Source organism: Exiguobacterium sp. s46 (genome assembly GCF_018618875.1).
GTDB lineage: Bacteria > Bacillota > Bacilli > Exiguobacteriales > Exiguobacteriaceae > Exiguobacterium_A > Exiguobacterium_A abrahamii.
Genome location: NZ_JACSMY010000001.1, coordinates 179,355 through 205,478 on the forward strand (window position 1 = coordinate 179,355; position 26,124 = coordinate 205,478).

Genomic DNA, 26,124 nt, shown 5'->3' on the forward strand with positions numbered 1-26,124 from the left:
ACATCTATCTCGTTACGAGATGGATGTTTTTTTGTGGTGTATGGTATCTTTTTTAGCGTAAATCCGCTATTTTTAAAAGAGAGTTTTTCGGAAAATAGGAAGGATGAAGATGATGCAAATGAACGTCGTATTGGATCAACGACTCCAAAAAGTCGTGTCGTATATTCCACAAGGAGCGATCCTCGCAGATATTGGATCAGATCATGCATTCGTACCTTGTTTTTGTGTACAACAAAAGAAAATCGAGCGTGCGATTGCAGGAGAGGTGAATGAGGGACCGATGGAAGCGGCAAAAGGACAAGTGGCGCTTGTTGGTCTTGAATCACAGATTGATGTCCGTTTAGGAAGTGGCTTATCGGTTTTGAAACCGGGCGAAGCAACGGCGATTACGATTGCGGGAATGGGCGGAACGCTGATTGCCTCTATCCTTGAGGAAGGAAAAGATCGGTTGTCAGGTGAGGAACGCTTGATTCTTCAACCGAATGTCGATGCAGTCGATGTTCGGAAGTGGTTGCTGACGAATTCATATGCGTTATTGTCTGAAGCCATTGTCGAGGAGAACGGAAAGATCTATGAAATTCTCGTTGCAGAACGTGGAGATGAAACACTTTACTCAGAGGACGAAACAACACGTCAGTGGGAATTGTTCTTTGGACCACAGTTAATGCGGGAACGTGCACCAGAATTCATTGAAAAATGGCAGATTGAAAAACAAAAGCGAGAGTATATCTTAGCTCAGATGAAACAAGGGCAAGCAACGGAGGTTTTATCTGAAAAAATCGAAGCCATCGAACGATTGATTCAAAAGATGGAAGAGGTGACGAACTAATGGTGAATGGGAACCATATCATTGAGCAGTTTGAAGCATTTGCTCCGAAAAAATTCGCACTCGAAGGTGATCCGATTGGTCTACAAATCGGAACATTGAACAAGGACGTCAAACGTGTGCTCGTGACACTTGATGTCTTGGAGTCTGTCGTCGATGAAGCAATTGAAAAGAAGGTCGATCTCATTATCGCGCATCATCCACCGATTTTTAGTAAGTTAGCAAATGTGACGGATCGTTCTGCAACAGGACGGATCGTCACAAAATGTATCAAACACGATATTGCGGTGTATGCTGCGCATACGAACCTTGACGTGACACCAGGCGGGGTCAATGACTGGATGGCAGATGCGCTTGGTCTTGAGTCTTGTGAAGTACTAGCTCCGACATTTGAAAACACACAATATAAACTAAGTGTCTTCGTACCGACTGAGGCTGTAGAGCATGTTTCAACAGCCCTTGCACAAGCGGGAGCAGGAAAAGAAGGAGACTACAGTGATTGTCAATTCCACGTCAATGGAACGGGTCAATTCCGACCGTTGACGGAAGCTACCCCGTATATCGGTGAAGCAGGACGACTCGAACGCGTTTCAGAAGTCCGAATCGAGACGATCGTCACGGAACTGAATCAGAAACAAGTCATTCGAGCGATGAAACAGGCTCATCCATATGAGGAAGTCGCCTATGATCTCATTCGTCAAGAACGTCCGGCAACATCACTTGGTCTTGGACGGATTGGTCGGTTACCGGAAGCAATGACGTTGCGGGAATTTGCAGAGCATGTTCGCGATGCGTTTGGTGTACAAAACTTACGCTTCGTCGGAGACGAATCACGCCACATCCAAAAAGTAGCAGTACTTGGTGGTGACGGCAATAAGTACGTCTCGACTGCAGCATTTGCGGGAGCAGATGTCCTTGTGACAGGGGATCTCTATTTCCATGTGGCGCATGATGCGATGGCACTTGGACTAGCAGTCGTCGATCCGGGACATCATGTGGAGTCGGTTATGAAGGAAGGCGTCGTCAACGAATTGAAGCGTCGATTCGAACAGAAAAAAATCGATGTCGAGCTGCTGATTTCAACAGCGAATACGAATCCGTTTCAGTTTTTATGATGAATCGAATGAAATACGTCGATGATATCGTCATATTCCATAACAAAAAAACCGAGTCGCGAATGAGGATCGCGACTCGGTTTTGCTGTATCGATTGTAATGATTAAAGTACTTTAACTTTAGGCAAGATGCGTCGTAATTCAAGGAATGGTGTCTTGTCATGCGTACTGATATCAGCAGGATCATATTGTTGGAGGAAATCAATGACCTTTTTCGTGATTGGTGTTGGCGTTGATGCACCTGATGTGACACCAACTTGAGTCACACCCTCAAGCCAAGTCAAATCAAGTTCCGTTAAATCACCAATCCGATGCGCTGGAGTTCCTGCGATATCGAAGGATACCTGTGCTAGGCGATTCGAGTTGTTCGAACGCGGATCACCGACGACGATGACGAGATCGCAATCTCCTGCTTGATCAGCCACCGCTTCTTGCCGGACTTGTGTTGCGTTACAGATTTCATTGTGTACTTCTACATGCGGATATTTTTTACGAACGTGTTCCATCAAAGCTTGGACATCCCATTGGCTCATCGTCGTCTGATTCGTGACGATGATTTTTTTGTGAGCAAGCTGTGGCGGGAGTTCATCGATATCTTCGACTTTTTCGATGAGGTGCACATGCTCTGGTGCTACACCGACTGCACCTTCAGGTTCCGGGTGTCCGTGTTTGCCGACGTAGATGACTTCATAATCATCCGCGACGACTTGACGAATCAAATCGTGCGTACGCGTCACGTCAGGACATGTTGCATCGACGACATGTAAGTTCTTCTCAGCAGCACGTGCATAAACTGCAGGTGAGATGCCGTGTGCGGTAAAGATGACAGTACCCTCTTGAATCGTCTCTAACGCTTCGAGGCGATCGGGACCATCGACAGTGATGACACCCATATTTTCGAACTCACGTGTCACGTGAGCGTTGTGGACGATCATCCCTAAAATATGGATCGGACGTGGCAAGTCTTTATTCAATGCCGCTTGTTGTGCAAGTTTCATTGCATCGACGACACCGTAACAATAGCCGCGGGGGCTGATTTTTTTTACTAGCATAGTTATGGATTCTCCCTTTGTGAAAAAGAATGATTAGTTAGAGTGTACCATTGATTGAAGCTGAATGAAAATAGAGGAGTCTGTTTCATCCACAGAACATGCTATACTAATGAAGTTGTCAATTATTCAAAAGGGAGGCGAAGGGATGGAGTCTAAGAAAATGATGCGGTCGTATTTTTTTCAAATCACCGCCGTCTTATTCATCCTGATTTGTCTTGTCATTTCAGCGCTTGCCTTCACTGCGGACCGGGTCACGATTTCCCGCGTCGAGCAACAAACAGAGAAACAGAGCGAGAAGAGTGTCGAGGTCTCAGGAAATGCGATTCGCGACAATGTCGGGAATCTGCATGAAGAGATCATGAGCTTGCAGTTGAATGTCAAAAACCCCGACAAGCTGAAACAAAAAATTGAAGAATCGAATCTATTAGACATCGATACAGGATTTAAGAGTTTCTTCTACTTTGATCGACAGACGAAGCAAGTCACTTGGTTCTCAAGTGAGGATCGACGTATAGAAAACAGTACGATCCTAAAAGACGATGAATTCTTGCAAACGTTGACGAGTACGGACTTTCATATGAGTAAGTTGTATACGATGGAATCAGATGCTGTCACCTATATGTTCGTTCCGGTTCGAGACGGCAATGAACGCGTCGGTGTCTTTGGTGGTGGGTTAAGTGTCATGAACTCGATCGTTTTTCGGAATTCGCTTGAATCATTTGACGATCAGACGATCGCCTACCTATTCAATAGTAAAAAAGAATTGTTAGCCACATCTAGTAATCTAGTACCGGATGAAGAACGCTTATTATCGAAAAGTGTCATTGAACGTGCGTTTCAGTCGGTAGAACCTTCTGAGATTTTTAGTACGAACCAGGACATGTATTACTTCGCGAAAGATTTGAAGGTGACGGATTGGAAGATTCTCGTTCGAACGCCACGAAGCGTCTTTTATGAACCAGTCTACACGACACGGCAACAGTATTTGATCATCGCTGCCTTGACGCTCGTCCTCAGTCTGATCGTCGGCTATTTGATGTCAAAACAATTGACAGCACCGATGCTTGAACTTGTGAAGAAGATCGAGAAAAGCACCTCACCCAAACCGATTGTTCTCGAGCGTGCCGGATCAAACGAAGTCAAGACACTCGTTGCTGCCTATAACGAGTACGCTCAACGGATGGAAAATGCGCGCCTTGAGCAGTTGAGTCAACAACAAACGATGTTACATCAAGAAAAATTAGCATCACTCGGTCAACTAGCAGCAGGAATTGCCCACGAAATCCGCAATCCACTAACGCCAGTCAAGATGACGTTACAGTTGTTAGCAGCAGAAAAGGATCGTGATCCAGAAATGTTGATTCTCGCCTTATCGGAACTGGATCGAGCAAATGGCATGATTCAAACGATGCTTGATTTATCGAAAGGCGAAAACAACGCACTTCAAAAAACGACGATTGATATGAATGATTTAATGAAGAAGCTGACATATATCTTAGAAGCGGAAGCTCATCATTACGAAGCGGACTGCAAGATTTATACACCGTCCTTCATGCCAAAGATTTATGCATCAGAAGAGGGGATTTTGCAGATTTTAGCAAACTGTGTTCGAAATGCCCTTCAAGCTGTCGCGTTTAAAGGACCGGATGGAATCTGTCATCTGCATGTCCACGTTTATCCAGAAGAAGTCGTCTTCATTGTTCAGGATAATGGGGTAGGGATGGATGGAAATCAGATTGATCATGTCGGTCAAGCGTTCAAGACATCAAAAGTCGATGGCAATGGACTTGGACTCTTCATGTCGAAACAAATCGTTCGTGATCATAAAGGCAAGATGATCTTTGATAGTAAGCCGGGTGTCGGTACGACGATTCAAGTCCACTTACCTCGAAAGGAGCAAACGGAATGAAATTCAATAAGGCCTGGTTATTCGTCCTGATTGTTTGGATTTCATCCGTTTTGTTCATTTCCAATTTATTCGTCAATCCGGATCCGAGTCCACGCCGTCATCTCGTCGGCTTCACGATCGTCAATGATAAACATGAATTTGCGCAACGGCTCGTCGATGCGTTCAAGACACAAGCCAAACTAAATAAATACGAAGCAGTCGTCGCGACGTCTCATAATTCACGCATCAATGAACGCGAGCAAATTCAAGAGTTCATTCGAATGAAGGTAGATGCAATCTTCGTGACGACGCTTGATGATGTCTATATTGCTAGTACGTTAGAAGAGGCAGCTCGTGCTGGGATTCCGGTCTTCGCGATCGATCGATTGATTCGCTCCGATGCAGTCGTCAGTTCGATTACCTCGAATAATCAATTGATCGGGGAACAGCTTGCCTCATTCATCAAACACGAACGCATCAAGCAGACGGGACGAGCTACGGCCGACATCATTGAAGTCGCGGGTACGGCAAACGTCAATACGACGAATGAACGACACCGGGGATTTTTGACTGGTCTTGAGCGTGAGCCGGAACTTGAAATCGTCGAATCCGTGAATGGGGATTACGACCCCGTCACTTCAGAACAGGTCATGACACAGGTGATTGAGTCGGGAATTCCGTTTGATGCCATCTATTGTCACAATGACGATATTGCGCTAGGTGTCCTCGAAGCATTGAAAAAAGCAGGTATCAAAGGAAAAATAATTGTCGGCATAGACGGGAATCGTGCTATATTAGAAGCTGTTGACATGAAATCGATGGATGCGACGGTCGTCCAGAGTGCTGATGAGATGATGAAAGTCGCCTTCAGTGCATTGAAGCTTCATACGAAAAACAAAAAGATTCCAACTCGTTTTTATACGTACTCCTATCTGTATGACGGTAGTAGACCCATAACCATGTTGAACTAATCGAGAGGCAGAAGCCTCAGCAAATAAGGAAAGGACGGTGTCAATTCATGAATGGATTCAGCCATTATCAATTACACCCGTTCGTCATCGAAGCACTCGATGACGCCCGCATCACAAAACCGACCGACATTCAGTCGCGGATCATCCCAGCTGCAGTAAAGGGACGCGATATCATCGGTCAATCACAAACAGGAACAGGAAAAACGTTATCGTTCCTTCTTCCAATCGTTCAAAACGTCGATCCAAAGCTTCAAGAATTACAAGCAATCATCGTTGCTCCAACGCGCGAACTTGCTTGGCAAATTCATGAAGAACTGAAATCGTTACTCGTGAAGGAACCAGACTTCATCAAGACGAGTCTTATTACAGGTGGAATGGATCGCGAACGTCAAATCGGTCGTGTGAAAGTCTCACCTCAAATCGTTATCGGAACACCGGGACGTATTTTAGACCTATTTAAAGAACAGGCTTTAAAACCACATTTCGTGAAGCACTACGTTATCGATGAAGCGGATCAAATGCTCGACATGGGCTTCTTGCCAGAAGTTGACCGGATTGCGCAAGCTCTTCCAGAACAGCTTCAGATGATGGTCTTCTCAGCAACGATTCCTGAGAAATTGCAACCGTTCTTGAAAAAATACATGAACAACCCGCGTTATGCGCATGTGGATCCAAAACAACAGACAGCGAAGAAAATCGTTCACCATACGATTCCGGTCAAGCATCGTGAGCGCTCACAATTGACGTTGAAAGTCGCGAAAGCGCTGAATCCGTATATCTGTCTAATCTTTACGAATACAAAAGCAGAAGCAATCGAAGTCGAAGCTTTGTTCCTAGAAGCAGGACTGAACGTTGGTTCCCTTCACGGAGATCTTCCGGCACGTCGTCGTAAACAAGCCATCAAAGAAATCAACGATGCGAAGTATCAATACGTCATCGTGACGGATCTTGCAGCACGCGGAATTGATATTTCAGGTGTCTCACACGTCATCAACCATGGTATTCCAAAAGATTTAGACTTCTACGTCCACCGTGTCGGTCGGACAGGTCGCGTCGATCAAGATGGATTGGCATACACATTGTTTGAAGATCACGAGAACGGTATGATCAATCGCTTAGAGGACCGTGGCATTCAATTCACGAACGTTGATGTCAAAGGCAGTCAAATCGTCGAGGTCAAAGAACGTCGTCGTGCGAAGCCGCACATGAAAACTGCTGTCTCGAAGACAGCGCATAGCCGTCTGTCGGGTGAAGCAGCAAAAGCGAAAAAGCGCGTTAAACCAGGTTATAAGAAGAAGCATCAATATAAGTTGAAAGAAACAGCAAAACGTGAACGCATCAAAGAACAACGTGGTGTCGGTCGCGCGCAACGTAAAGAAAACGCACGCAAATCAAAATAATTCCATTGATGACACCCGTGAAATGAAAAAACATTTTTCGGGTGTCTTGTTGTTTTTAAGATTTGGTACACTGTAAAAAGAGAAAGGTGGAAAAGAATATGAAAATAGGTTCACACGTCTCCGTTTCGGGGAAAAAAATGCTGTTAGGTGCAAGTGAGGAAGCGGCATCTTACGGTGCAACGACGATGATGGTCTATACAGGAGCACCTCAAAATACACGCCGTAAGCCGATGGAAGAGTTACGGATTCAAGAAGCATTGCAACATATGAGTGCTAATGGAATAGAGGAAATCGTCGTGCATGCGCCGTATATCATCAACTTAGGGAATACGACGAAACCCGAGACATTCGAACTCGCCGTTTCGTTTTTAGCAGCAGAAATTAAACGAGCAGAAGCGCTTGAAAAGGCGCAACACATCGTATTACATCCTGGTGCGCATGTAGGTGCTGGGGAAGAAATCGGAATCAAACGGATTGTCGAAGGACTCAATGAAGTACTGACAGGTGACGAACAGGTCAAGATCGCGCTTGAGACGATGGCTGGAAAAGGATCGGAAATCGGAAAAACCTTCGAGGAACTTGCTCAAATCATCGAAGGCGTCACACATCATGATCGTCTGTCCGTCTGTCTCGATACATGTCACGTGCATGATGCAGGATACGATATCGTGCACGACTTAGATGGTGTTCTTGAACAATTCGACCGGATCGTTGGACTGGATCGTCTTGGTGTCATCCATGTGAATGACTCAAAGAATATCCGTGGTGCTCGAAAGGACCGTCATGAAAATATTGGTTTTGGTGAGATTGGATTTGATGCCTTACATCGTGTCGTGCATCATACTGCTCTGGCACATTTACCGAAAATCTTAGAGACGCCATACATTGGTCTCGATCCAAAGAAAAAAGTGGCACCGTATAAACAAGAAATCGATATGTTACGTTCGGGTGCGTTTGATGCAGACTGGCGTCTACCGATTCTAGGAGCACCAGTCGAATAACTCATAAAGGGGTGTCTGTGATGTGTCATATACTCGTCGTTGATGAGACTAGTTTTGCGATACGACAAGCTGTTGTCCACTACTATGAAACAAAGGAACCGTTTTATTTGCCGGCAGAACTGGTAGAGGGAGAAGAGGTGTTTCTTGCGACGACTGACGGTATCATGGCGTATGCTGAAGCCTTGTTCACCGAGTATACGACACGTCCAGAAGATCCATTTTGGTTGACGAATGCTGACGACTCAGAAGGGTCATATGTGTGCCTTGATCTCATCAGTGTGGATTTACGTCATCCCTTACTTGGACGACCACTCGATCAACTTGGTCTTAAAACTGGACCGGTCGAAGGCGTGTTTCGCACGCGTCTGCTTGATTCATGGCAGTATGGGTATTTCGAAACGGATGTACTGACACTCGAACAATCTAAACAACGTCGAATCGAGCGCTTCAAGGAGCGAAATCATCTGGAACAAGTCGCGCGTCAATGTATGCATTGTGAGGAGTCTAGGCAGTCGTTACTGGAATGGCATTTGACACCAGAAGGATATCAGACGGTTTGCCCGACCTGTCACCGATGGTTACATCAACAGATGCTTCATGCGGTGGATACGGCAGCAGCAACGGAAGAGAGTGAGTAAAATCTTTTCCTATTCAAGCAGAGCTCCCACGATCGACATTTAATCATTAAAACCTTAAAAAGAATCAAAGAAAGTTCTCTTTTCTGCGCTGGCAGCAAAGAGAACTTTTTTTGATTGGATTAGAAAAAGCGTTCTACTAAAAATAGATAGATTTTCATCCCAAGGAAGACACCGAAGATTCCGACGACGGCTGGAAAAACAGGTGGGGCAGGAATCGGCAGTTTCAGTGCTGTGAACACGACGCCGCAGATGACGCCGGCGAGAAGGGATAATAAGATTTGCTGAAGCATACATTTCGTCCTTTCTGCTGTAAATCAGCATTTGAAGTAGAGTACGTGGTAAAACATGACCAACATCATGTAGCATTTTGATCAAGAATGACTTTGTCCTCTTTCTTTTCGATCGTGATCCACTTTTGTGTTAATGGAGTTGTAAAACTAGGTTTTTGTTTGAGTTTGCCGCTCGTATAGTCTTGAATCAGCAACTGGGATTCACAGCTCTGTTTTCCGTCCTTCACGTAATGATAAGATCCATCCGCTGCCTGCTCACGCGACTTCACATTATCAGCCAGGGCGAGGGCCAGGCAATCCTTTAAATACTCCTTATGTTCTTCGTCCATGATCGGGAACAAGATTTCAATCCGTTTTCGCATGTTGCGTGTCATCCAGTCCGCGCTTGATCCATACATCAAATCCTGACCGTTGTGATGGAAGTAGAAGATGCGTGAATGCTCCAAGTAACGATCGACAATCGAGATGACGCGAATGTTCTCCGAAACATCTGGAATGCCAGGACGCAGACAACAGACGCCCCGAACGATGAGTTCGACTTGGACACCGGCGCGCGATGCCTTGTAAAGCCGTAAAATGATGTCTTTTTCCGTTAGACTATTCATCTTGGCAACGATTCGACCATTTCCGTGCTTTTTATGATGATGAATCTCTTCATCAATCAATGACAGGAACTTCTCAAGCATTGCGTTCGGTGAAGTTTGAATGACGTTCCATTCTGGCTGTTCCCCGTATCCGGATAACCAATTGAAGAAGTTCGTCGCATCTTCGGCGATCTCTTCCCGAGCGGTCAATAATCCGACGTCCGTGTATAGTTTCGCCGTCGAATCATTATAATTGCCGGTACCAAGATGGACGAAACGCTGAATCTTGCCTTCGTGGAGTCGGACGACGAGCGTGATCTTTGAGTGTGTCTTTAAATCACTATATCCGTAAATGACATGGGCGCCGACCTTTTCTAGTTGCTTCGCCCACTCGATGTTCTTCGCCTCGTCGAATCGAGCCTTCAGTTCAACGAGAACGGTGACCTGTTTCCCGTTCTCCGCTGCCGTTTTTAAGGCCTTGATGATCGGAGAATCACCAGATACGCGATAAAGTGTTTGTTTGATAGCAAGGACGTTCGGGTCATTCGCCGCTTGGACGATGAACCGGACGATAGGATCAAACGTATGATACGGATGATGCAAGAGATAGTCGCGTTCGAGTAATTGATTAAACAGATTTTTTGAACTATCGAGTGCCGGTGGGTCGACCGGCATGATCGTCTGATAAATCAAATGATCATATTCAATACCGATTTGACTGTAGAAGGCAAAGGAGAACGTTAAATCAATCGGACCATCCACGGCAAAGATGTCGCGTTCCTGTAAATCGAGTACATCGCGTAACATGTTGAGCAGTTCGGTATTGATGGCAGCTTTTTGAACTTCGAGTCGAATGGCGACTCCCCAACGCCGTTTTTTTAATTCTTTCTCAATCAGCTTTAATAAATCATGCGTACCTTCCTCATGAAACGGAAGGTCGGCATTACGCGTAATTCGAAACGGCATGGCAGACAACACACGATAACCTTTGAATAGACTATCGATGAAGGCGATGATGACGTCTTCGAGTAAGATGACAGCCGTCGTCTCGTCATCTTCTACCGGTAAATCGACGAATCGTGGCAAGACAGCAGGTACTTGTACGAGCGCCAAATTTCGTTTTGTCCCGTCTTCTGCCTCAAGCACCGTCGCAATGTTGAGTGACTTTGACGAGAGCATCGGGAACGGACGATAGGCATCGACGGCAACGGGCGTGAGTACCGGAAAGACTTGTTCACGGAAAAAGGATTTTACATAGGTCGTTTGTTCCGAAGTCAGAGCGTCGTATTTCAAGAATGTAATGCCTTCATCGGATAACGTCTGATTGATTGCTTGAAATGCTTCGTATTGCCGATCGACTAACTCTTTTGTTTTCGCTGCGATTGCACGTAACTGTTGTTTGGGTGTCATCTGTTGTTTATTTTCTGGTTTATTGAACCCGGCGAGTACTTCATCCTTTAAACCACCGACTCGTACCATATAGAACTCGTCTAAATTGGAACTAAAGATACCGAGAAACTTAAAACGTTCCATTAGCGGATTGCGTGTGTCAAACGCTTCATCCAGCACACGTTTGTTGAACTGGAGCCAGCTGAGCTCACGATTATTGAAATGTTCAGGTATGTCGAGCTTCATGAAGGAAGATCTCCTTTCGTTTCGAAGGTAATCGTACAATCAATGATTCGTTCCAGGTGTTTCTTTTGTTTTTCCGCTTTTTCGACTTCGAATCCATAATCATGATCCCCTGTATCGAGGACGAATTGGAGTTGATCCTTTTCAAGGAACAGTTCCAAATGATCGACAGCTTTTCGCTCCGTCACGTCGAGCGCGTGACTTAATTTGAGGAGAGATCCAAGTAGGTCGAAGCGATCCAGCGATTTTTCCGTAAACCAGTCCTTGAAAGGTTTCGCAAGCTGGTTCATCCGTTTGGCAGAAGAATAGGAACTGACGAGCGAGAGAGCAACGCGATCCTTGTGCGTCATGCCATTCAATTCGGTATTCGTCAACAGGTAGAACGTCTGGTCCGATCGTGTATCTGGATTAATGTATTGTCCACAATAAAATAAGCGACTTGCTGAATCGAGCAGTCGTAGATCAGACGCGCGTTCTGAAATCAAGTCGAGCGTGACGAGCTGTCGGTACATCGATTTGGCGAGTGTTCCAATATATGACGCACGATCTCGATTGACCTTATAGTCGCTTTCGAGCTGATAGAGACTTTGCTCACGTACGTTTTCAATCCGACGGTATGCTTCGTCCTGCACATCGAACTCGTAAACAAGACCTTCGCGAAGACCGAGATTACTCATTACGAATTCTTCCGCTTCGATGTGATGGGCTAACTCTTGAATCGCAATCAATGCCGGCAGGAAGATATCAATTCGATCTTTTGAGAGTCCTTCGATTTTCGATAGTTGTTTCGCCGACTTTCCTTCGAGATCGTCGACCATCTTCGCGAGTTCTTTCGCTTTGATTTGATATTGGTGAACACTTCGAAGGGGATAGTCCTGATTCGACTGATGGATCCGAACGAAATTTCGGGCAGAACCACCGACACCGATTAAAGGAAGCTTTTTATCACTCAGCCATGGAATCGATTCGAATTGTTCCCGTAGGAATTTCACCAATTTCTTCTTATCGCTGGCACTTAGTGTCTCGTCCGAAACGAATTGCCGTGTCAAGGTGACGGCACCAAATGGAAAGCTGTGATACGCCACCATTTCGCGATTTTCAATCAAGGTGACTTCCATGGAACCACCACCGATATCGACAGAAAAGCCATCAGTCAAGAAGGTCGAATTGATGATGGCAAAATAGCCATAGTATGCTTCTTGTTCATCTGTCAGAACCTGAATGGAAAAAGGCGTGTTTTCTGTAACGGATTCAACGATGGCATCTCGGTTCGTTGCATTACGGATGGCTGCTGTCGCGACACAGATCGTTTCTTCGACTTCATGGGTGACACCAACTTCATAAAAACGATGTAACGTTTCTTCGAGTAAGGCGATGCCTTCATCATCGAGTGCTCCATCCTCGTTGATGTGAGCAGATAATCGGGCGACGACTTTAATATTAATCTTCTCGATATAGCGACCAGAAGCGATCGGATGGAAGATAACATAACGAATCGAGTTGGAACCGATATCGATGACTGCAAGTTCTTGTTTCAAATGACTCCGACTCCTCTCTGCGATGCGTGCACTAAAAGAATTCCCTCTCTGAACAAGCCGGAAACAGCTAGCTTCTTTCTTTATTGTACCTTGAATGTTTTCTAAGGAGGATAGGAAGTTGCTAGAGTTGCACCAATAATTGGCGGGCGCTATAATAAGACAGTTGATTAAGGCGTAATTATTCCGTTTTACGAAAACGGAAGGAGTGGAAATAAATGGAAACACCAATCATCGAGATTGATCAAGTCAGCTATGATTACCCAGATCGTCGGGTGTTGAATCAAGTCTCGTTTCAGGTCGAGCAAGGACAATTTTTAGCCATTGTCGGGGAAAATGGATCCGGAAAATCGACGTTGATCAAATGTATATTAGGGTTATTGCAACCGAAAGGAACGATTCGTTTATTTGGACAATCCCAATCACAATTCAATGAATGGTGGCGGATTAGCTATGTTTCGCAAAAAGCGGCAGCGTTCAACTCCGGTTTTCCGGTGACTGTCGCAGAAGTCGTTGAGATGGGACTGTACGCCAAAAAAGGACTCTTTCGTCGCTTATCTCGCGACGATCGAGACAAAGTACGAACGGCCCTCGAAACGGTCGGAATGTGGGAGCGACGAGATTCAAAAGTCGGCGACCTATCCGGTGGTCAACAACAACGTGTTTTCATCGCACGTGCGCTCGTCAACGATCCTGATTTAATGATCTTGGATGAACCAACCGTTGGTGTCGATCAGCGATACGTGAAAGAATTTTATGAGATCTTAGAAGAACTTCGTCGAGATAAGCGCCGGACATTCGTTCTTGTCACGCATGATATTCACTTCGTCAGTAAACTTGTCACGGATGTGATTCATCTGGTCGATGGACGTTTAGGGTGTAACTGTGGCATCAAGGAATACTGGGAACTAGATGAACAGACGATCCGCTCCCTCTATCCGGTTCCGGGACGTGTCCTCGTTCACGAAGGGAAGAGTGTCCAATGATTGAAGCGTTCATGACGTTAAAGTTTTTACAGTACGCTTTAGTGGCTGCCATTCTGATCGGATTCACGGCACCATTGATCGGTTCGTTCGTTGTCGTCCGGCGGATGAGCTTGATCGCAGATGCACTATCACACGTCACCCTTGCCGGAATTGCGCTCAGTCTATTGATCTCTGGAATGGTCGCACAATTAGCGGACTTGAATCCACTGTATTTAGGAATCGTGACGTCGGTCATCGCGGCACTGACGATCGATTGGTTGCGTGCGAAGTACAAGCATTTCCAAGAACTCGCAATCCCGATCATCATGGCGACGGGGATGGGGCTTGGAGCAACATTCATCAGTCTCGCGAACGGCTTTTCAATGGATCTCGTCTCCTTCTTGTTTGGAACGGTCTCGGCTGTCGCCTTGACGGATGTGTACACGATTCTTATCGTGACGGTCGTCGTCGTCATCTTCGTCTTTGCTTTTTATAAGGAATTGTTGTTCCTCTCCTTTGACGAGGAGCAGGCGCGCGTTTCCGGGATTCGCCTTCGCTTAGTGCATATTCTCTTTATGATCGTCGTTGCGCTTGTCATTGCGATCAGTATGCGAATCGTTGGGATTTTGCTTGTCTCAAGCTTAATCACGTTACCGGTTGCGGCAGCACTTCGAATTGCGAAGAGTTTTAAGGCGACGATCTTTTTAGCTATCATATTTGGTGAGGTTGCGACAGTACTCGGACTCATCCTGGCCTATCAGTTCGATTTAGCACCAGGTGGAATGATCGTCTTGCTTGCGGTACTTGAGCTGATCATCGTGATGCTGTTGGAACGTTTTTGGATAGGAGGGAAAACACATGAAGACGAACATCGAACAAGCGCGTGAACGCATGAAGGCTTCCGGGTTTAAAATGACACCGAAGCGTCTCGATTTGCTATCGTATCTGTTTGAAGTGAATCGTTATGTCAGTGCGCGGGAAGTAGCAGAAGCTCTTCGAACGTCTCATCCTTCGTTAAGTTATGATACAATCTATCGAAACTTGAATGACTTTTCGGAAATCGACTTATTAGAAGTGACGGAATTAGACGGTGAGATGAAATACCGAGCAGCTTGTGCTTCAGGACACCATCATCATCATTTGATATGCCGAATCTGCGGCAAGACGGAAACATTGAATGTCTGTCCGATGGAATGGGTTTCTCCGGTCCAAGAGACTGGCTTTGAAGTCGAGGATCATAAGTTCGAAATTTATGGACGCTGTGCGAATTGTCAACGCATGACATCTTAAATGAAAGAGGATGCCCGGTCGGGCGTCCTCTTTTTGCGTTTTAAAAGACTAGTCCTGTTCAAAACGGGAATAGTCGAACAGAGGTGATGAGAAGATGATTTATGATACACAAGAAGCGCGACAAATCGATGAGTGGGCACGGACATCCGGACTGCGACTTGAAGTGCTGATGGAACGAGCTGGAAGTCACATCGCAACACGTATCAAAGAGCGTCATAGGAAGACGGAGCGAATCTTGATTTTATGTGGGACAGGCAATAACGGTGGGGATGGGTATGTCATTGGACGCGAATTGATACGCGACGGATTTGATGTCACACTACATGCACCATTTGGAGAGAATCGTTCGGATACATCTATCGTTCATGTCCATTATGCAGAAGCGTTTGGACTCGTGACCGAACAACCGTGTGGTCAATATGATGTCATTCTAGATGCCTTATATGGAACGGGATTTGATCCAAAGCGGGTGAATCAAGTGTTCGAAGCGCAATGTGAATTCGTATCGGAACAAAAGCGACAAGGGGCACGTATCTATGCAGTGGATGTGCCGAGCGGAGTACCGACGGATCACGCAACGGAATTTAAGGAGACAGCGGTTCGCGCAGACGTGACATTTCAACTGCATGCAATGAAACGATCTGCCTTTTTAATACGGACAGCACCGTTTTATGGCGAATCAGAAACGATTGATATCGGATTACCGACATTTGGTGAATGGCGCGTATCACCTAATGGTGTGACCGCCTTGTTCAAGCGGGAACCATACGGTCATAAAGGAACGTACGGGACGGCTCTATTGATTGGTGGAAGTGAGACGATGCCGGGTTCCATCCAACTCGCGACACGGGCAGCCTTACGAACAGGAGTCGGTAAACTACAAGTGGCAACGACGGCACTTGCGAAACATGGAATCATCGTCCAAGCGCCGGAAGCGATGGTCATTGATCAGACATTACCAGCAATTCAGGAGATGCTCCCCTCCATCTCAGCAGTTGGAATCGGTCCCGGATTATCGCAAGAGGCAGTCGAAACATGGGTGGACTATCTGCTTGAGAGTGATTTGCCGGTTGTACTAGATGCTGCAGCTTTAGTAAAAGAAAGTTATCCCGAACGAACCGCGCCAATCATCGTCACACCGCATATCGGTGAATTCGCCCGGATGACGAACCAGAGTGTCGCAAGTATTCAAGATGATCTTTTTGGTCAGGCAACCGACTATGCCATCTTGCATCAAGTAACTGTCGTTTTGAAGTCCCATGTCATCTTAATCGCGAAACCAGATGGAGGCGGATTCGTCGTCTCTGGTGCATCAAGTGGTCTCGCCAAAGGAGGAAGTGGGGATACGCTGTTTGGTATATTAACCAGCCTTCTTGCACAACATCCAACAGGAGATATCGAAAGAACACTAGCGCAAGGAGCGGAGTGGTATGCACGTGCTTCTCGACAAGTCGAACGACACATGCATCCGAGCAGCTTGCTAGCAACGGATGTCATCGAGGAGTTAGGAAGAGTCGAGCTATAAAAACATCAATTTGAAAGAAAAGTCTTCCACGATACGTATGAGGGAAGACTTTTCTTTTTAGGAAAGAATTGACACATTCCATTTGACAGGAGTATCATCAAGCGATGTCGAAACCTTTATACGGAAAATCAGACGGAAAGGAGGGGGAAAGCATGGAGGATATCGTTCGGAAACAACAATGGTGGATTGGAAATTTTGCCTTATTCATGATGTTCGTTGGTGCTTTGATCATTTATACGACGACAGAAGAGACAATTAAGAATGCGTATTTGAGTCGTTCTGTCATCATTTCATTTTTAATCGTCATGGGTCTATTTATTTTTTATATTAGTCGTCGCAAAATGGAAACCGTTTTGCAAACGCACTTATTGTCTTTGATGTTGCTCGTCGTTCCGATTACATCGATTAGCTTTTTACCTTATGCGGCAGTTACCGTTTGGGCAAGTAGCTTTTTGTTTTTGATGATCGCTTTAATCTCGTATCAACGAATCATGATGTGGTACGCCATCGCGATTGCCATCGCAACTAGTTTGTATGTCATGTGGAATGCCGATACCGTGACGGTAGAAATTGATCCGACAGACCATTATGGACGGATTGGCATGATTGTGATTGGCGTATCGATTGCGCTTGTCATCAATCACTTGCATATTCGCAATTTAAATCGGTTAAATGACCTTGCGATACAATTACACGATACGGCGCGACGTGATGAAGAAACAGGTGTCTTGAATCGCCAAGGATTAAACGAAATTGATTTTCCAAGACCCGAACAACAGCTCATTTTTGTCGGGATTCATTTAGAAAACTACTATGAGCTGGCACGTTATTTTGGAGAAGATATTCAGTTACAAGTACTACGCGCCTGTATCGAGCGACTCAAGAGACAACTACCTCCTTATCAAGCTTTTGCTCGGATTGAAGCAGGGACGTTATTGATCGTCATGGAAAAGCCGGACGAGGTGGCGTGTAAGGAAGCGATGGAAGAATTGAGCCAAGAAATCTCTGTACCATACGAAATCGAGGGGCATCATGTCTATGTCAACATATCCATCGTCATTGATAATGGCGAAGGGGCGACCAACAATCGAAAGCGTCGGGTGCAGCAATTATTGACTGCCTTACAAGAAGCAGCGCAACAAAACGAACGTGTGATGTGTATTGACCAAGAATGGCGTAAGGATCAAGAATTACGAGTCAAAGCAGCACAATCCCTAGCCCAAGCTAACATCGAAACGGATTTTCATCTGGTTTATCAATTACAATACGATGTTCAATCAGAGCAATTCATCGGTCTTGAGGCCTTAGTTCGCTGGAAGACCTCGTTACAAGGAGCAGATCGACCATCCGTATTCATTCCGATTGCTGAAAAAAGTGATTTAATCATTCGTCTAGGAGAATGGATTTTTGAGGAAAGCTGTAAGACACGCAAAGCATTGATCGATCTGGTTCCAGACGAGTTTACGTTATCTGTCAACGTATCACCACGCCAGTTGACGAGTGAATCGTTCATGCCGTTCATCGAACGAACGCTACTGAAGTATGCCTTAAAACCGCAACAGATTAAAATTGAAATCACAGAGAGTCAGTCACTTGATTTCGAGAGTCAATCGATTCATCGAGCGCTCAAACGAATCAAAACGCTCGATTTCCCGTTGTCACTCGATGATTTCGGAACTGGTCACGCATCCTATCATGTTCTCGAGCGTTTGTTACCGTTACGTCAATTAAAGATTCCGAAGCAATTCATCGAACAAATCGGTGAATCGGAGAAACGACAATCCATCCTCGAGTCGATTTTTCAACTGAGCCAGTCGATGCATGTCGAATGTATCGTCGAAGGAGTTGAGACAGGAGAAGAAGTACGCATTGCCAAGGAAATCGGTATTCATCTATTCCAAGGTTATTTCTTCGCTAAACCGGTACCACTTGAAGAAATCATCTGTCTACTGCAAAAGACGAATGAAGGAACGGTCCGTTGACCAACAAAAGCCACTTCAGTCCGAATCGCTCGGAGGAGAAGTGGCTTTTTAGTATTCATTTCGATTGATACAGGCGATACTGATTTCGTCCTTGTGCTTTTGCTTCGTACAAAGCGCTATCCGCTTGCTTAAATACTGTTTCAGCTGGTTGTTGATGAGCGTAAGCAATTCCTGCGGATACCGTAATGGATACGGCATGATCTTGCATGACGAAAGGTGTTTGCTGAACGGCTGTTACGATTGTTCTAGGACGACAGGAGGATGCAGTTCGATGTCTGGAACGATGACGATGAATTCTTCACCACCATATCGACCGACCGTAACGGGTGCCGGACAATGCTCGTTCAATAAGATTGAAAAGTGGCGCAAGACAGCGTCTCCTATCGCGTGACCATGTGTATCGTTTACATTCTTGAAGTGATCCAAATCAAACAAGATGACTCCCCAAGAATCTTTACTCTTTTCGAGCGTTGTGACTTTTTCTAAAATGACATGGCGGTTCGCGAGCCGCGTCAATTGATCGGTCGAAGCAAGATAGGATTGATAAGAATAAAGAACAAAATGCTGCTGAAGAAGTGAAGACAAACGATAAAACAAAAAGGCTCCACCAATCGTTAAAATGAAATATGGAATATAAATCGTTCCCCAGGCATCCGCTGGGGAGTTGCTCATAATCAATCGCGAGAGTACGAGTAGGGAACCGACCGTGACGATGGCAGAAAAGAAATACCCTTGCCGTTTGATGAATCGACGACAAATAAAAGAAAGTACTAGAAATCCAAGTAGTGTGATGACAGAACTAAACAGAGCGTTTAGTGAATCGCCACTATCAATCACGAATCGGTAGATCAAGAGCATCAGCCCTGTCACGGCAATACTGATATTACCACCGAACAAAGCGGACAAAGCGAGTGGTAATAACCGTAAATCAATCAATGCTCCATTTAAGTCGATTGCATTATGCATAAGTAGAATGCCAGTCATACCATTGGAAAGTCCGAAATAGAGACGAGTAGACATTTTTGAGTCAGGTTGAATTGGCAAACGATCACGAAGTAGGTAAAAGGTGAACGTAGAAACGAGAAAAATAATACAGATATTAATAAAAAAGATATTCACTGTCGCAAGCATCACGAAGCCCTTCCTATATCAAAGTTTCAATCTATCGTCATTGTACGATATCAAGTCATGCAATGACATAAAAATGGAAAAAACAGCCTAATCGGCTGTTTTTAACGAATCGGTGCAAATTTTTGAATCTCTAAAACGGCCTCATTCCATGAAGCGACACGAATGACATTATTCGGTACGGCTTTACGGTTATAAGGTGCGTCGAACAAGATTACAGGAATCGATGTGTCTTCTGCGATTTGCACAGCATTCTCTAATCGATCTTCCATGAATAAATCGAGTGATAAATCACGGACGACTTGTACTTTGTCGTGTGATCCCGTCATGATCAAGGAATCAAGAGGAAGTTCGTGTTGTTTGATCCACTCTTCTGTTACAGGACGAACGAGCTCCGATCGTGCTGTTACGTAATGGAGGTCATATTGCTTCCGCAAATTCCATAAGTGGTGGCGAACATGTTCTTGAGGGATGGATTCACGATAAATGCCGGTCTCGTGACCGGAGTTCACCATGTAGTCCCAAAATTCGATTTGATTCATATCGGTATACGTATGCAATTCATACTCGGACGCCTGATTGAAGTCAATCGACGTTCCGAGATATTTATTCATGTAAGTGAAGCAAGAGGATGGATGTGTGATCGTTCCATCGATGTCAATTCCAATTTTCATTTACAGTCACCCACGTTCTAAAAATTTTTCTTCACTTAGTATAACATAGTCGAAATCGAGATACGAAAAAAGACTCCTCGCGAGGGAGGAGTCTTCAACTTATGCATGGTTCGCTTTTTCGGCTTCTTTTTCAGCCTGTTTTTCGAGAACGATCGCATCGATCTCTTTCTTCAATTCTTCGACCATCGTTGCTTCCGGTACTTTACGGATGATTTCTCCGTGACGGAATAACAATCCTTCGTTTCGTGCACCAGCGATACCGATATCAGCTTCACGTGCTTCACCAGGACCGTTGACCGCACATCCGAGAACCGCAACTTTGATGTTCGCTTGGATGTTTTCGATATAGTCTTCGATTTCTGCAGCGATTGACATTAAATCGATTTCGATCCGACCACATGTTGGACATGAGATCAATGTCGCTGCGTTCGCTGCGAGACCAAATGATTTCAAGACTTCTTTTGCGACTTTTACTTCTTCGACAGGGTCCGCTGAAAGAGATACACGAACTGTATTTCCGATTCCGCGTGACAAGATCGCGCCAAGTCCCGCTGCTGATTTTAATGAACCAGAGCGAAGTGGACCAGATTCCGTAATCCCGACGTGAAGTGGATAGTCGAATGATTCAGAAGCGAGCTGATACGCTTCAAGCGCCAACTGTACGTCTGATGCTTTAAGCGAGACGATGATGTCATGGAAGTCGAGGTCTTCGAGGATCTTAATATGGTGCAAAGCACTTTCGACCATACCACGAGCAGTTGGATAGCCATATTTTTCAAGAATATGCTTTTCAAGTGAACCAGCGTTTACTCCGATACGAATCGGAATGTTTTTCGCTTTTGCTGCTGTAACGACGGCTTCTACCTTTTCGCGACGACCGATGTTACCCGGGTTGATCCGGATTTTATCGACGCCAGCTTCGATTGCCATAAGCGCAAGTTTATAGTTGAAGTGGATGTCTACGACAAGCGGAATGTTGATTCGGCTTTTGATTTCTGCAAGTGCGAGCGCATCACGTTCTTCCGGACAAGCGACGCGGACGATTTGGCAACCAGCTTCTTCAAGACGTAGGATTTCAGCGACTGTCGCTTCGACGTCGTGTGTTTTAGTTGTCGTCATACTTTGGATGATGACTTCATTATTTCCACCAATGACAAGGTCCCCTACACGAACGGGACGAGTCTTAGAGCGATGGACCATTTTCGGCATATCGAAAATCTCCTTTTGTGGCATACCGCCATATTGTTTATGTTTACCTTTTCTATCATATCGAACTATTCCCTAAAAATCGAGAAACAAGAACGAAAATTGAACATTTACAATTGTTTAATGAAAGAAGGGCGTCCGTCAATCCGTCGGACGCCTGATTTTAATACTCATTGAGGTTTACGTGAAGCGCGTGGCTTTGAGGAACGGGCAATCCATAATGGTACTAATGTGTAGACGAAGTGTCCGATTACGAGTATCCCGATTCCGAAGCAAGGGTAATCGAGTTGGTATAGAAGCATACCGAGTGGGAAAGACCAGAGATTCGTTGCAACCGTATAAGGAAACGTTTGGCGATATGCCCACGGACGGGGAAGTAACAATCGGACGAACCCCTTCGTTAGATACGCCATAAACAATACGTAAAGTAATACAGCGATTGCGATAAAGATGAAATGAAGGATGAACCAAACGATGATCGGGATGTTTTTTTGTAAAAAGAAGGAATCAATGACCGTCGTCCAAAATGAAATCCAAGCTAATCCACAAAAATAAAGGGAAACATCTGCCAAACGAAGACGCAAAAACGGACGATTTGGAATTAAAGAAGTTTGTAAGTAATTAATCAGTTGACGTAAAAATGACAAGTGAATCACTCTTTCCACTGTTTTATAACAGATTTTAATTGTTTAATTTTTGTTGGTAATAAAGGGTTTTTGTGTGATGGTACAGATTAATAAAACCTTAACAAACGGATGTCTCAAAAACTATTTACAAGTTCAACAGACCTTTACATAATGGGGGAGTTGAGAAAATAAACTTTACAAACACATCAATCCACATGAAATAAAGGAGCTGGCAAGATGAACTATGATTTGCAGGAAATGATTTTCACCTTCATAGGTGGACTCGGGATTTTCCTATTCGGTATTAAGTATATGGGAGATGGGCTCCAAAAAACAGCAGGAGACCGATTACGTTATATCCTCGATAAATATACGACAAATCCACTGTTAGGTATCCTAGCGGGTATCGTCGTCACGATTTTGATACAGTCGTCGTCAGGGACGACCGTCATCGTTGTCGGACTCGTTAGTGCGGGTCTGATGAATTTACGACAGGCAATCGGAGTCGTCATGGGGGCTAACATCGGAACAACGATTACGGCTTTCATCATCGGCTTTAACGTCAAGGAAGCTGCGCTTCCAGCAATCGCAATTGGTGCTTTCTTGATCTTCTTCTTCAATAAAGAACGGGTTCAATACATCGGACAGATTTTCTTTGGCTTCGGTGCATTGTTCTATGGTTTGACATTGATGGGCGACGGAATGGCTCCACTTGAGTCAAGTGTCTGGTTCCGTGAGTTGACGGTATCGATGTCGGATAATCCATTGCTTGGTGTATTCGTCGGAACGATCTTTACTGTTCTTGTCCAGTCGTCGTCAGCAACGATCGGCATCTTACAAGAGTTGTACGCTGGTGGCATGATCGATATCAAAGCGGCACTTCCGGTCTTGTTCGGTGATAACATCGGAACAACGATCACAGCAGTACTTGCAGCACTTGGTGCGTCGATTGCAGCTAAACGGACAGCAGCGGCACACGTCATCTTCAACATTATCGGAACAGTATTGTTCCTGATTGCATTACCAATCTTCTCAAGCTTCATTACGTCGATCACAGGCGCGCTTGATTTAGGTCCAAAAATGCAAATCGCCTTTGCACATGGAACATTCAATGTCGTCAATACGTTGATTCAATGTTGGTTCATTGCGCAAATCGCATGGCTTGTACAAAAAATCGTACCGGGTACGGATACGACGATTGATTCGAAACCGCGTCATCTCGATCAGAACATCTTGAACCAATCTTCGGCACTTGCTTTGAATCAAGCAAAGCTCGAAGTATTGCGAATGGGAGAATTCTCGAAAGACGCACTTGCAAAAGCGCACCGTTACACGCAATCGCATGATAAGAAAGATGTTTCAGAATCAGAGCAGATTGAATATGCGATCAACCATTTAAATACAGAAGTCACGAGTTATCTCGTTAAAGTAGCGGCACATGATTTATCAGAGCGTGAATCAAATGAACACTCGTTACTGATGCACGCTGTCAATGATTTCGAACGAATCGGTGACCACGTCGAAAACATCGTTGAATTAGTCGATTTCCAAATCGTCAACCGAATTCAGTTCACATCAGCTGCGAAGAAAGAGCTTGATGACATGTATGCCTTGACGCAAGAAATCGTCGATTGTGCCGTACGCGCTGTCGAAGAGGATGATGTCACACGAGCTCGCAAAGTTCTAGAACTCGAAGGTAAACTCGATGCACTCGAACGGTCATTCCGGAAGCATCACGTCCTTCGTGTTAACGCTGGCGAATGTACGGGACAAGCAGGGATGATCTTCGTCGATCTCTTGTCAAACCTCGAACGAATTGGCGATCACGCTGTCAACATCACGGATCTCGTCCTTGAACAGCGGACGGCTTTAACGAACTAAGTGAAATACGATTTTCTTATGACGGCTGATTTCAAAAAAATGAAATCAGCTGTTTATTTTTTTGAAATAGCATATTGACAAGTTTCGCCACATCTCGTAATCTAGTAAGAGTAAGAAACATACATCATGGCGGTGTAGCTCAGCTGGCTAGAGCGTACGGTTCATACCCGTGAGGTCGTGGGTTCGACTCCCTCCGCCGCTACTATTACTTAAGGACCCTTAGCTCAGCTGGTTAGAGCTGACGGCTCATAACCGTCCGGTCGCAGGTTCGAGCCCTGCAGGGTCCATTCAGTAGAACGCTTCTCGTTGAAAAACGGGAAGCGTTTATTTTTGTTCCCCCGGGGAATAGTAAAGATATTGTAATAATATTCATACTATAGTAACTAAGGGAGAGCGAAGAGAGATGGAACGTAACCATACGATGATGCAGTTTTTTGAGTGGCATGTAGAGAATGATGGGAAGCACTGGCAACGCTTGAAAGAGCGGGCGCCTGAATTACGTGCTGCCGGCATCACGTCCGTGTGGATTCCACCGGCGTCAAAAGGTCAATCGGATGAAGATACAGGATATGGCATCTATGACGTCTATGATTTAGGCGAATTTGATCAAAAAGGAACGGTCCGTACGAAATACGGTACGAAAGATGAACTCGTCGAAGCGATCCAGGTTGCTCGGGAGAACGATATCGCTGTTTACGCTGATGTCGTCATGAACCATAAAGCAGCAGCCGATGAACTCGAGACGATCAATGTCGTCGAAGTCCATCCGGAAGATCGTTCGAAAGAAATTTCAGAAGAGTTTGAAATCGAAGCTTGGACGAAGTTTACGTTCCCAGGACGTAACGGAAAATATTCAGATTTCATCTGGACACATGAATTTTTCAATGGAACGGATTTTGATGCCCGTGAAGAAAAGACGGGTGTCTTTAAAATTTCCGGTAAAAATAAAGATTGGAATGATCAAGTCGATGATGAATTCGGAAACTATGACTATTTGATGTTCGCGAACATCGATTATAATCACCCGGAAGTCCGAGAAGAAATGATCCGCTGGGGACATTGGTTCCAAGAAACAATTGATTGCCAAGGTTTCCGACTCGATGCCATCAAACATATCAACTATGAATTCGTTCATGAATTCGCAAAATCAATGATTGAAAAAAGTGAAGGTGACTTCTATATGGTCGGTGAGTTCTGGAAATCAGATCTCGATGATTGTCGTCATTTCCTTGATAGCGTCGACTATACGATCGATTTGTTCGATGTTCCGCTTCATTATAAGTTCCATGAAGCTTCGAAGCTGGGACAGGAGTTTGATATGACGACATTGTTTGCAGATACCCTTGTCGAATCACACCCGACGAATGCCGTCACGTTCGTCGACAATCACGATTCTCAACCGGGGGAATCACTTGAGTCGTGGGTGGATGACTGGTTCAAACAACACGCTTACGCGGCGATTTTACTTCGTAAAGACGGTTACCCATGTGTCTTCTACGGTGACTATTATGGAGTGCAAGGACCACATCCGGTAGAAGGGAAAAAAGAAATGATCGATGCTTTACTCTATGCACGGTATCACAAAGCATATGGTGAGCAAGAAGATTATCTCGATGATCCACATTGTGTCGGTTGGGTTCGTCGTGGAGTTGAGGAAATTGAGAACTCTGGCTGTGCGGTCTTATTGTCGAATGCCGATATGTGTGAAAAACGGATGTTCGTTGGTGAAGAACGGGCAGGCCAAGAATGGTTCGACTATACGAACCATCAAGATCACCCTGTCGTGATCGACGATGAAGGATTTGGTGTCTTCCCAGTTCCAGGTGGTGGTGTCTCAGTTTTTGCTCCACGAGAAGTCAAGTAAATCCGAGGGTCTTGACTTGCGTCAACACAGGTTCTTTTGCTAGTCTTAAAGG

General features: G+C 45.1%; 23 protein-coding genes and 2 tRNA genes. 16 read left to right on the top strand and 9 right to left on the bottom strand.

What is annotated here, in order from left to right:
- Positions 1-109 precede the first annotated feature (109 nt).
- Entirely contained in the window at positions 110-829 is a 720-nt protein-coding gene (locus KNQ08_RS00920) for a tRNA (adenine(22)-N(1))-methyltransferase (protein ID WP_350464432.1), read from the top strand.
- Positions 829-1,941 carry a Nif3-like dinuclear metal center hexameric protein gene (locus tag KNQ08_RS00925; RefSeq protein WP_214724438.1) on the top strand — a complete coding sequence of 371 codons (1,113 nt, stop codon included), beginning with the start codon at positions 829-831 and terminating at the stop codon, positions 1,939-1,941. Before KNQ08_RS00920 ends, KNQ08_RS00925 begins: the two co-directional genes overlap by 1 nt.
- Positions 1,942-2,044: 103 nt before the next feature.
- Here KNQ08_RS00925 and KNQ08_RS00930 read toward each other — a convergent pair whose 3' ends face one another.
- Complete coding sequence (locus tag KNQ08_RS00930) at positions 2,045-2,992, bottom strand: 4-hydroxy-3-methylbut-2-enyl diphosphate reductase (RefSeq protein ID WP_029341043.1); 948 nt, start codon at positions 2,990-2,992, stop codon at positions 2,045-2,047.
- A gap of 145 nt (positions 2,993-3,137) precedes the next feature.
- On the opposite strand from KNQ08_RS00930, the gene KNQ08_RS00935 reads away from it, so the two are divergent.
- The 5 genes from KNQ08_RS00935 (at position 3,138) to KNQ08_RS00955 (ending at position 8,890) form a co-directional block, all read left to right on the top strand.
- A complete protein-coding gene (locus KNQ08_RS00935; protein WP_149426947.1) occupies positions 3,138-4,901 on the top strand; it encodes a two-component system sensor histidine kinase NtrB in 1,764 nt (587 codons plus the stop codon).
- Entirely contained in the window at positions 4,898-5,851 is a 954-nt protein-coding gene (locus KNQ08_RS00940; RefSeq protein ID WP_149426948.1) for a sugar ABC transporter substrate-binding protein, read from the top strand. The genes KNQ08_RS00935 and KNQ08_RS00940 overlap by 4 nt, the downstream gene beginning before the upstream one ends.
- Before the next feature lie 47 nt (positions 5,852-5,898).
- Entirely contained in the window at positions 5,899-7,251 is a 1,353-nt protein-coding gene (locus tag KNQ08_RS00945; RefSeq protein ID WP_064300313.1) for a DEAD/DEAH box helicase, read from the top strand.
- Between the two features lie 98 nt (positions 7,252-7,349).
- A complete protein-coding gene (locus tag KNQ08_RS00950; protein ID WP_149426949.1) occupies positions 7,350-8,252 on the top strand; it encodes a deoxyribonuclease IV in 903 nt (300 codons plus the stop codon).
- Between the two features lie 20 nt (positions 8,253-8,272).
- Positions 8,273-8,890: a hypothetical protein gene (locus tag KNQ08_RS00955; RefSeq protein ID WP_058712879.1), complete on the top strand. Its 618-nt coding sequence runs from the start codon at positions 8,273-8,275 to the stop codon at positions 8,888-8,890.
- Positions 8,891-9,009: 119 nt separating this feature from the next.
- Here KNQ08_RS00955 and KNQ08_RS00960 read toward each other — a convergent pair whose 3' ends face one another.
- The 3 genes from KNQ08_RS00960 to KNQ08_RS00970 form a co-directional block, all read right to left on the bottom strand.
- Positions 9,010-9,180: a XapX domain-containing protein gene (locus tag KNQ08_RS00960; protein ID WP_023467523.1), complete on the bottom strand. Its 171-nt coding sequence runs from the start codon at positions 9,178-9,180 to the stop codon at positions 9,010-9,012.
- A 65-nt stretch (positions 9,181-9,245) separates the two neighbouring features.
- Entirely contained in the window at positions 9,246-11,399 is a 2,154-nt protein-coding gene (locus KNQ08_RS00965; protein WP_214724441.1) for an RNA degradosome polyphosphate kinase, read from the bottom strand.
- Positions 11,396-12,934, bottom strand: a complete 1,539-nt coding sequence (locus KNQ08_RS00970; RefSeq protein ID WP_149426951.1) for a Ppx/GppA phosphatase family protein — start codon at positions 12,932-12,934, stop codon at positions 11,396-11,398. The genes KNQ08_RS00965 and KNQ08_RS00970 overlap by 4 nt, the downstream gene beginning before the upstream one ends.
- A gap of 215 nt (positions 12,935-13,149) precedes the next feature.
- On the opposite strand from KNQ08_RS00970, the gene KNQ08_RS00975 reads away from it, so the two are divergent.
- The 5 genes from KNQ08_RS00975 (at position 13,150) to KNQ08_RS00995 (ending at position 18,693) form a co-directional block, all read left to right on the top strand.
- Entirely contained in the window at positions 13,150-13,917 is a 768-nt protein-coding gene (locus tag KNQ08_RS00975) for a metal ABC transporter ATP-binding protein (RefSeq protein ID WP_023467526.1), read from the top strand.
- Complete coding sequence (locus KNQ08_RS00980) at positions 13,914-14,783, top strand: metal ABC transporter permease (RefSeq protein ID WP_064300309.1); 870 nt, start codon at positions 13,914-13,916, stop codon at positions 14,781-14,783. Before KNQ08_RS00975 ends, KNQ08_RS00980 begins: the two co-directional genes overlap by 4 nt.
- Complete coding sequence (locus tag KNQ08_RS00985; protein ID WP_023467528.1) at positions 14,755-15,186, top strand: Fur family transcriptional regulator; 432 nt, start codon at positions 14,755-14,757, stop codon at positions 15,184-15,186. Before KNQ08_RS00980 ends, KNQ08_RS00985 begins: the two co-directional genes overlap by 29 nt.
- Positions 15,187-15,280: 94 nt before the next feature.
- Positions 15,281-16,711 (top strand): NAD(P)H-hydrate dehydratase, encoded by a 1,431-nt coding sequence (locus tag KNQ08_RS00990; RefSeq protein WP_214804397.1) that lies wholly within the window; start codon positions 15,281-15,283, stop codon positions 16,709-16,711.
- Positions 16,712-16,863: 152 nt separating this feature from the next.
- Positions 16,864-18,693, top strand: a complete 1,830-nt coding sequence (locus tag KNQ08_RS00995; RefSeq protein ID WP_214769038.1) for a GGDEF domain-containing phosphodiesterase — start codon at positions 16,864-16,866, stop codon at positions 18,691-18,693.
- 55 nt (positions 18,694-18,748) lie between these two features.
- Here the strand turns inward: KNQ08_RS00995 and KNQ08_RS01000 are convergent, their stop codons facing one another.
- From KNQ08_RS01000 to KNQ08_RS01020, 5 genes are all read right to left on the bottom strand, one after another.
- The gene (locus KNQ08_RS01000) at positions 18,749-18,988 is read right to left on the bottom strand and encodes a GGDEF domain-containing protein (protein ID WP_353049225.1); all 240 of its coding nucleotides are present in this window, start codon (positions 18,986-18,988) and stop codon (positions 18,749-18,751) included.
- Positions 18,928-19,824: a GGDEF domain-containing protein gene (locus tag KNQ08_RS01005; protein WP_285800973.1), complete on the bottom strand. Its 897-nt coding sequence runs from the start codon at positions 19,822-19,824 to the stop codon at positions 18,928-18,930. The genes KNQ08_RS01000 and KNQ08_RS01005 overlap by 61 nt, the downstream gene beginning before the upstream one ends.
- A 101-nt stretch (positions 19,825-19,925) precedes the next feature.
- Entirely contained in the window at positions 19,926-20,435 is a 510-nt protein-coding gene (locus KNQ08_RS01010) for a hypothetical protein (protein ID WP_214724743.1), read from the bottom strand.
- A gap of 159 nt (positions 20,436-20,594) precedes the next feature.
- A complete protein-coding gene (gene ispG, locus KNQ08_RS01015) occupies positions 20,595-21,704 on the bottom strand; it encodes a flavodoxin-dependent (E)-4-hydroxy-3-methylbut-2-enyl-diphosphate synthase (protein ID WP_023467533.1) in 1,110 nt (369 codons plus the stop codon).
- A 167-nt stretch (positions 21,705-21,871) separates the two neighbouring features.
- On the bottom strand, positions 21,872-22,357 hold the full coding sequence (locus KNQ08_RS01020; protein ID WP_214804403.1) for a hypothetical protein: 486 nt from the start codon (positions 22,355-22,357) through the stop codon (positions 21,872-21,874).
- 207 nt (positions 22,358-22,564) lie between these two features.
- Between KNQ08_RS01020 and KNQ08_RS01025 the strand changes: the two genes are divergently transcribed.
- The 4 genes from KNQ08_RS01025 (at position 22,565) to KNQ08_RS01040 (ending at position 26,072) form a co-directional block, all read left to right on the top strand.
- Complete coding sequence (locus tag KNQ08_RS01025; RefSeq protein WP_214724451.1) at positions 22,565-24,208, top strand: Na/Pi cotransporter family protein; 1,644 nt, start codon at positions 22,565-22,567, stop codon at positions 24,206-24,208.
- 128 nt (positions 24,209-24,336) lie between these two features.
- Positions 24,337-24,410 (top strand) — tRNA-Met (locus KNQ08_RS01030).
- Positions 24,411-24,421: 11 nt separating this feature from the next.
- Positions 24,422-24,495: transfer RNA gene (locus KNQ08_RS01035), tRNA-Ile, on the top strand.
- A 116-nt stretch (positions 24,496-24,611) separates the two neighbouring features.
- A complete protein-coding gene (locus tag KNQ08_RS01040; protein WP_149426957.1) occupies positions 24,612-26,072 on the top strand; it encodes an alpha-amylase in 1,461 nt (486 codons plus the stop codon).
- The last annotated feature ends 52 nt before the right edge of the window (positions 26,073-26,124 follow it).

What these genes read in the sequence shown, in the direction of transcription:
- KNQ08_RS00920 (WP_350464432.1), top strand. Translation starts at nt 110, where the DNA reads ATGATGCAAATGAACGTCGTATTGGATCAACGACTCCAAAAAGTCGTG.
- KNQ08_RS00965 (WP_214724441.1), bottom strand. Translation starts at nt 11,399, where the DNA reads ATGAAGCTCGACATACCTGAACATTTCAATAATCGTGAGCTCAGCTGG.
- KNQ08_RS01040 (WP_149426957.1), top strand. Translation starts at nt 24,612, where the DNA reads ATGGAACGTAACCATACGATGATGCAGTTTTTTGAGTGGCATGTAGAG.
- KNQ08_RS00980 (WP_064300309.1), top strand. Translation starts at nt 13,914, where the DNA reads ATGATTGAAGCGTTCATGACGTTAAAGTTTTTACAGTACGCTTTAGTG.
- KNQ08_RS00985 (WP_023467528.1), top strand. Translation starts at nt 14,755, where the DNA reads ATGAAGACGAACATCGAACAAGCGCGTGAACGCATGAAGGCTTCCGGG.
- KNQ08_RS00925 (WP_214724438.1), top strand. Translation starts at nt 829, where the DNA reads ATGGTGAATGGGAACCATATCATTGAGCAGTTTGAAGCATTTGCTCCG.
- KNQ08_RS00930 (WP_029341043.1), bottom strand. Translation starts at nt 2,992, where the DNA reads ATGCTAGTAAAAAAAATCAGCCCCCGCGGCTATTGTTACGGTGTCGTC.
- KNQ08_RS00950 (WP_149426949.1), top strand. Translation starts at nt 7,350, where the DNA reads ATGAAAATAGGTTCACACGTCTCCGTTTCGGGGAAAAAAATGCTGTTA.
- KNQ08_RS00995 (WP_214769038.1), top strand. Translation starts at nt 16,864, where the DNA reads ATGGAGGATATCGTTCGGAAACAACAATGGTGGATTGGAAATTTTGCC.
- KNQ08_RS00935 (WP_149426947.1), top strand. Translation starts at nt 3,138, where the DNA reads ATGGAGTCTAAGAAAATGATGCGGTCGTATTTTTTTCAAATCACCGCC.
- KNQ08_RS00975 (WP_023467526.1), top strand. Translation starts at nt 13,150, where the DNA reads ATGGAAACACCAATCATCGAGATTGATCAAGTCAGCTATGATTACCCA.
- KNQ08_RS01025 (WP_214724451.1), top strand. Translation starts at nt 22,565, where the DNA reads ATGAACTATGATTTGCAGGAAATGATTTTCACCTTCATAGGTGGACTC.
- KNQ08_RS00945 (WP_064300313.1), top strand. Translation starts at nt 5,899, where the DNA reads ATGAATGGATTCAGCCATTATCAATTACACCCGTTCGTCATCGAAGCA.
- KNQ08_RS01005 (WP_285800973.1), bottom strand. Translation starts at nt 19,824, where the DNA reads ATGCTTGCGACAGTGAATATCTTTTTTATTAATATCTGTATTATTTTT.
- ispG (WP_023467533.1), bottom strand. Translation starts at nt 21,704, where the DNA reads ATGCCGAAAATGGTCCATCGCTCTAAGACTCGTCCCGTTCGTGTAGGG.
- KNQ08_RS00960 (WP_023467523.1), bottom strand. Translation starts at nt 9,180, where the DNA reads ATGCTTCAGCAAATCTTATTATCCCTTCTCGCCGGCGTCATCTGCGGC.
- KNQ08_RS01010 (WP_214724743.1), bottom strand. Translation starts at nt 20,435, where the DNA reads ATGAATAAATATCTCGGAACGTCGATTGACTTCAATCAGGCGTCCGAG.
- KNQ08_RS00940 (WP_149426948.1), top strand. Translation starts at nt 4,898, where the DNA reads ATGAAATTCAATAAGGCCTGGTTATTCGTCCTGATTGTTTGGATTTCA.
- KNQ08_RS00990 (WP_214804397.1), top strand. Translation starts at nt 15,281, where the DNA reads ATGATTTATGATACACAAGAAGCGCGACAAATCGATGAGTGGGCACGG.
- KNQ08_RS00955 (WP_058712879.1), top strand. Translation starts at nt 8,273, where the DNA reads ATGTGTCATATACTCGTCGTTGATGAGACTAGTTTTGCGATACGACAA.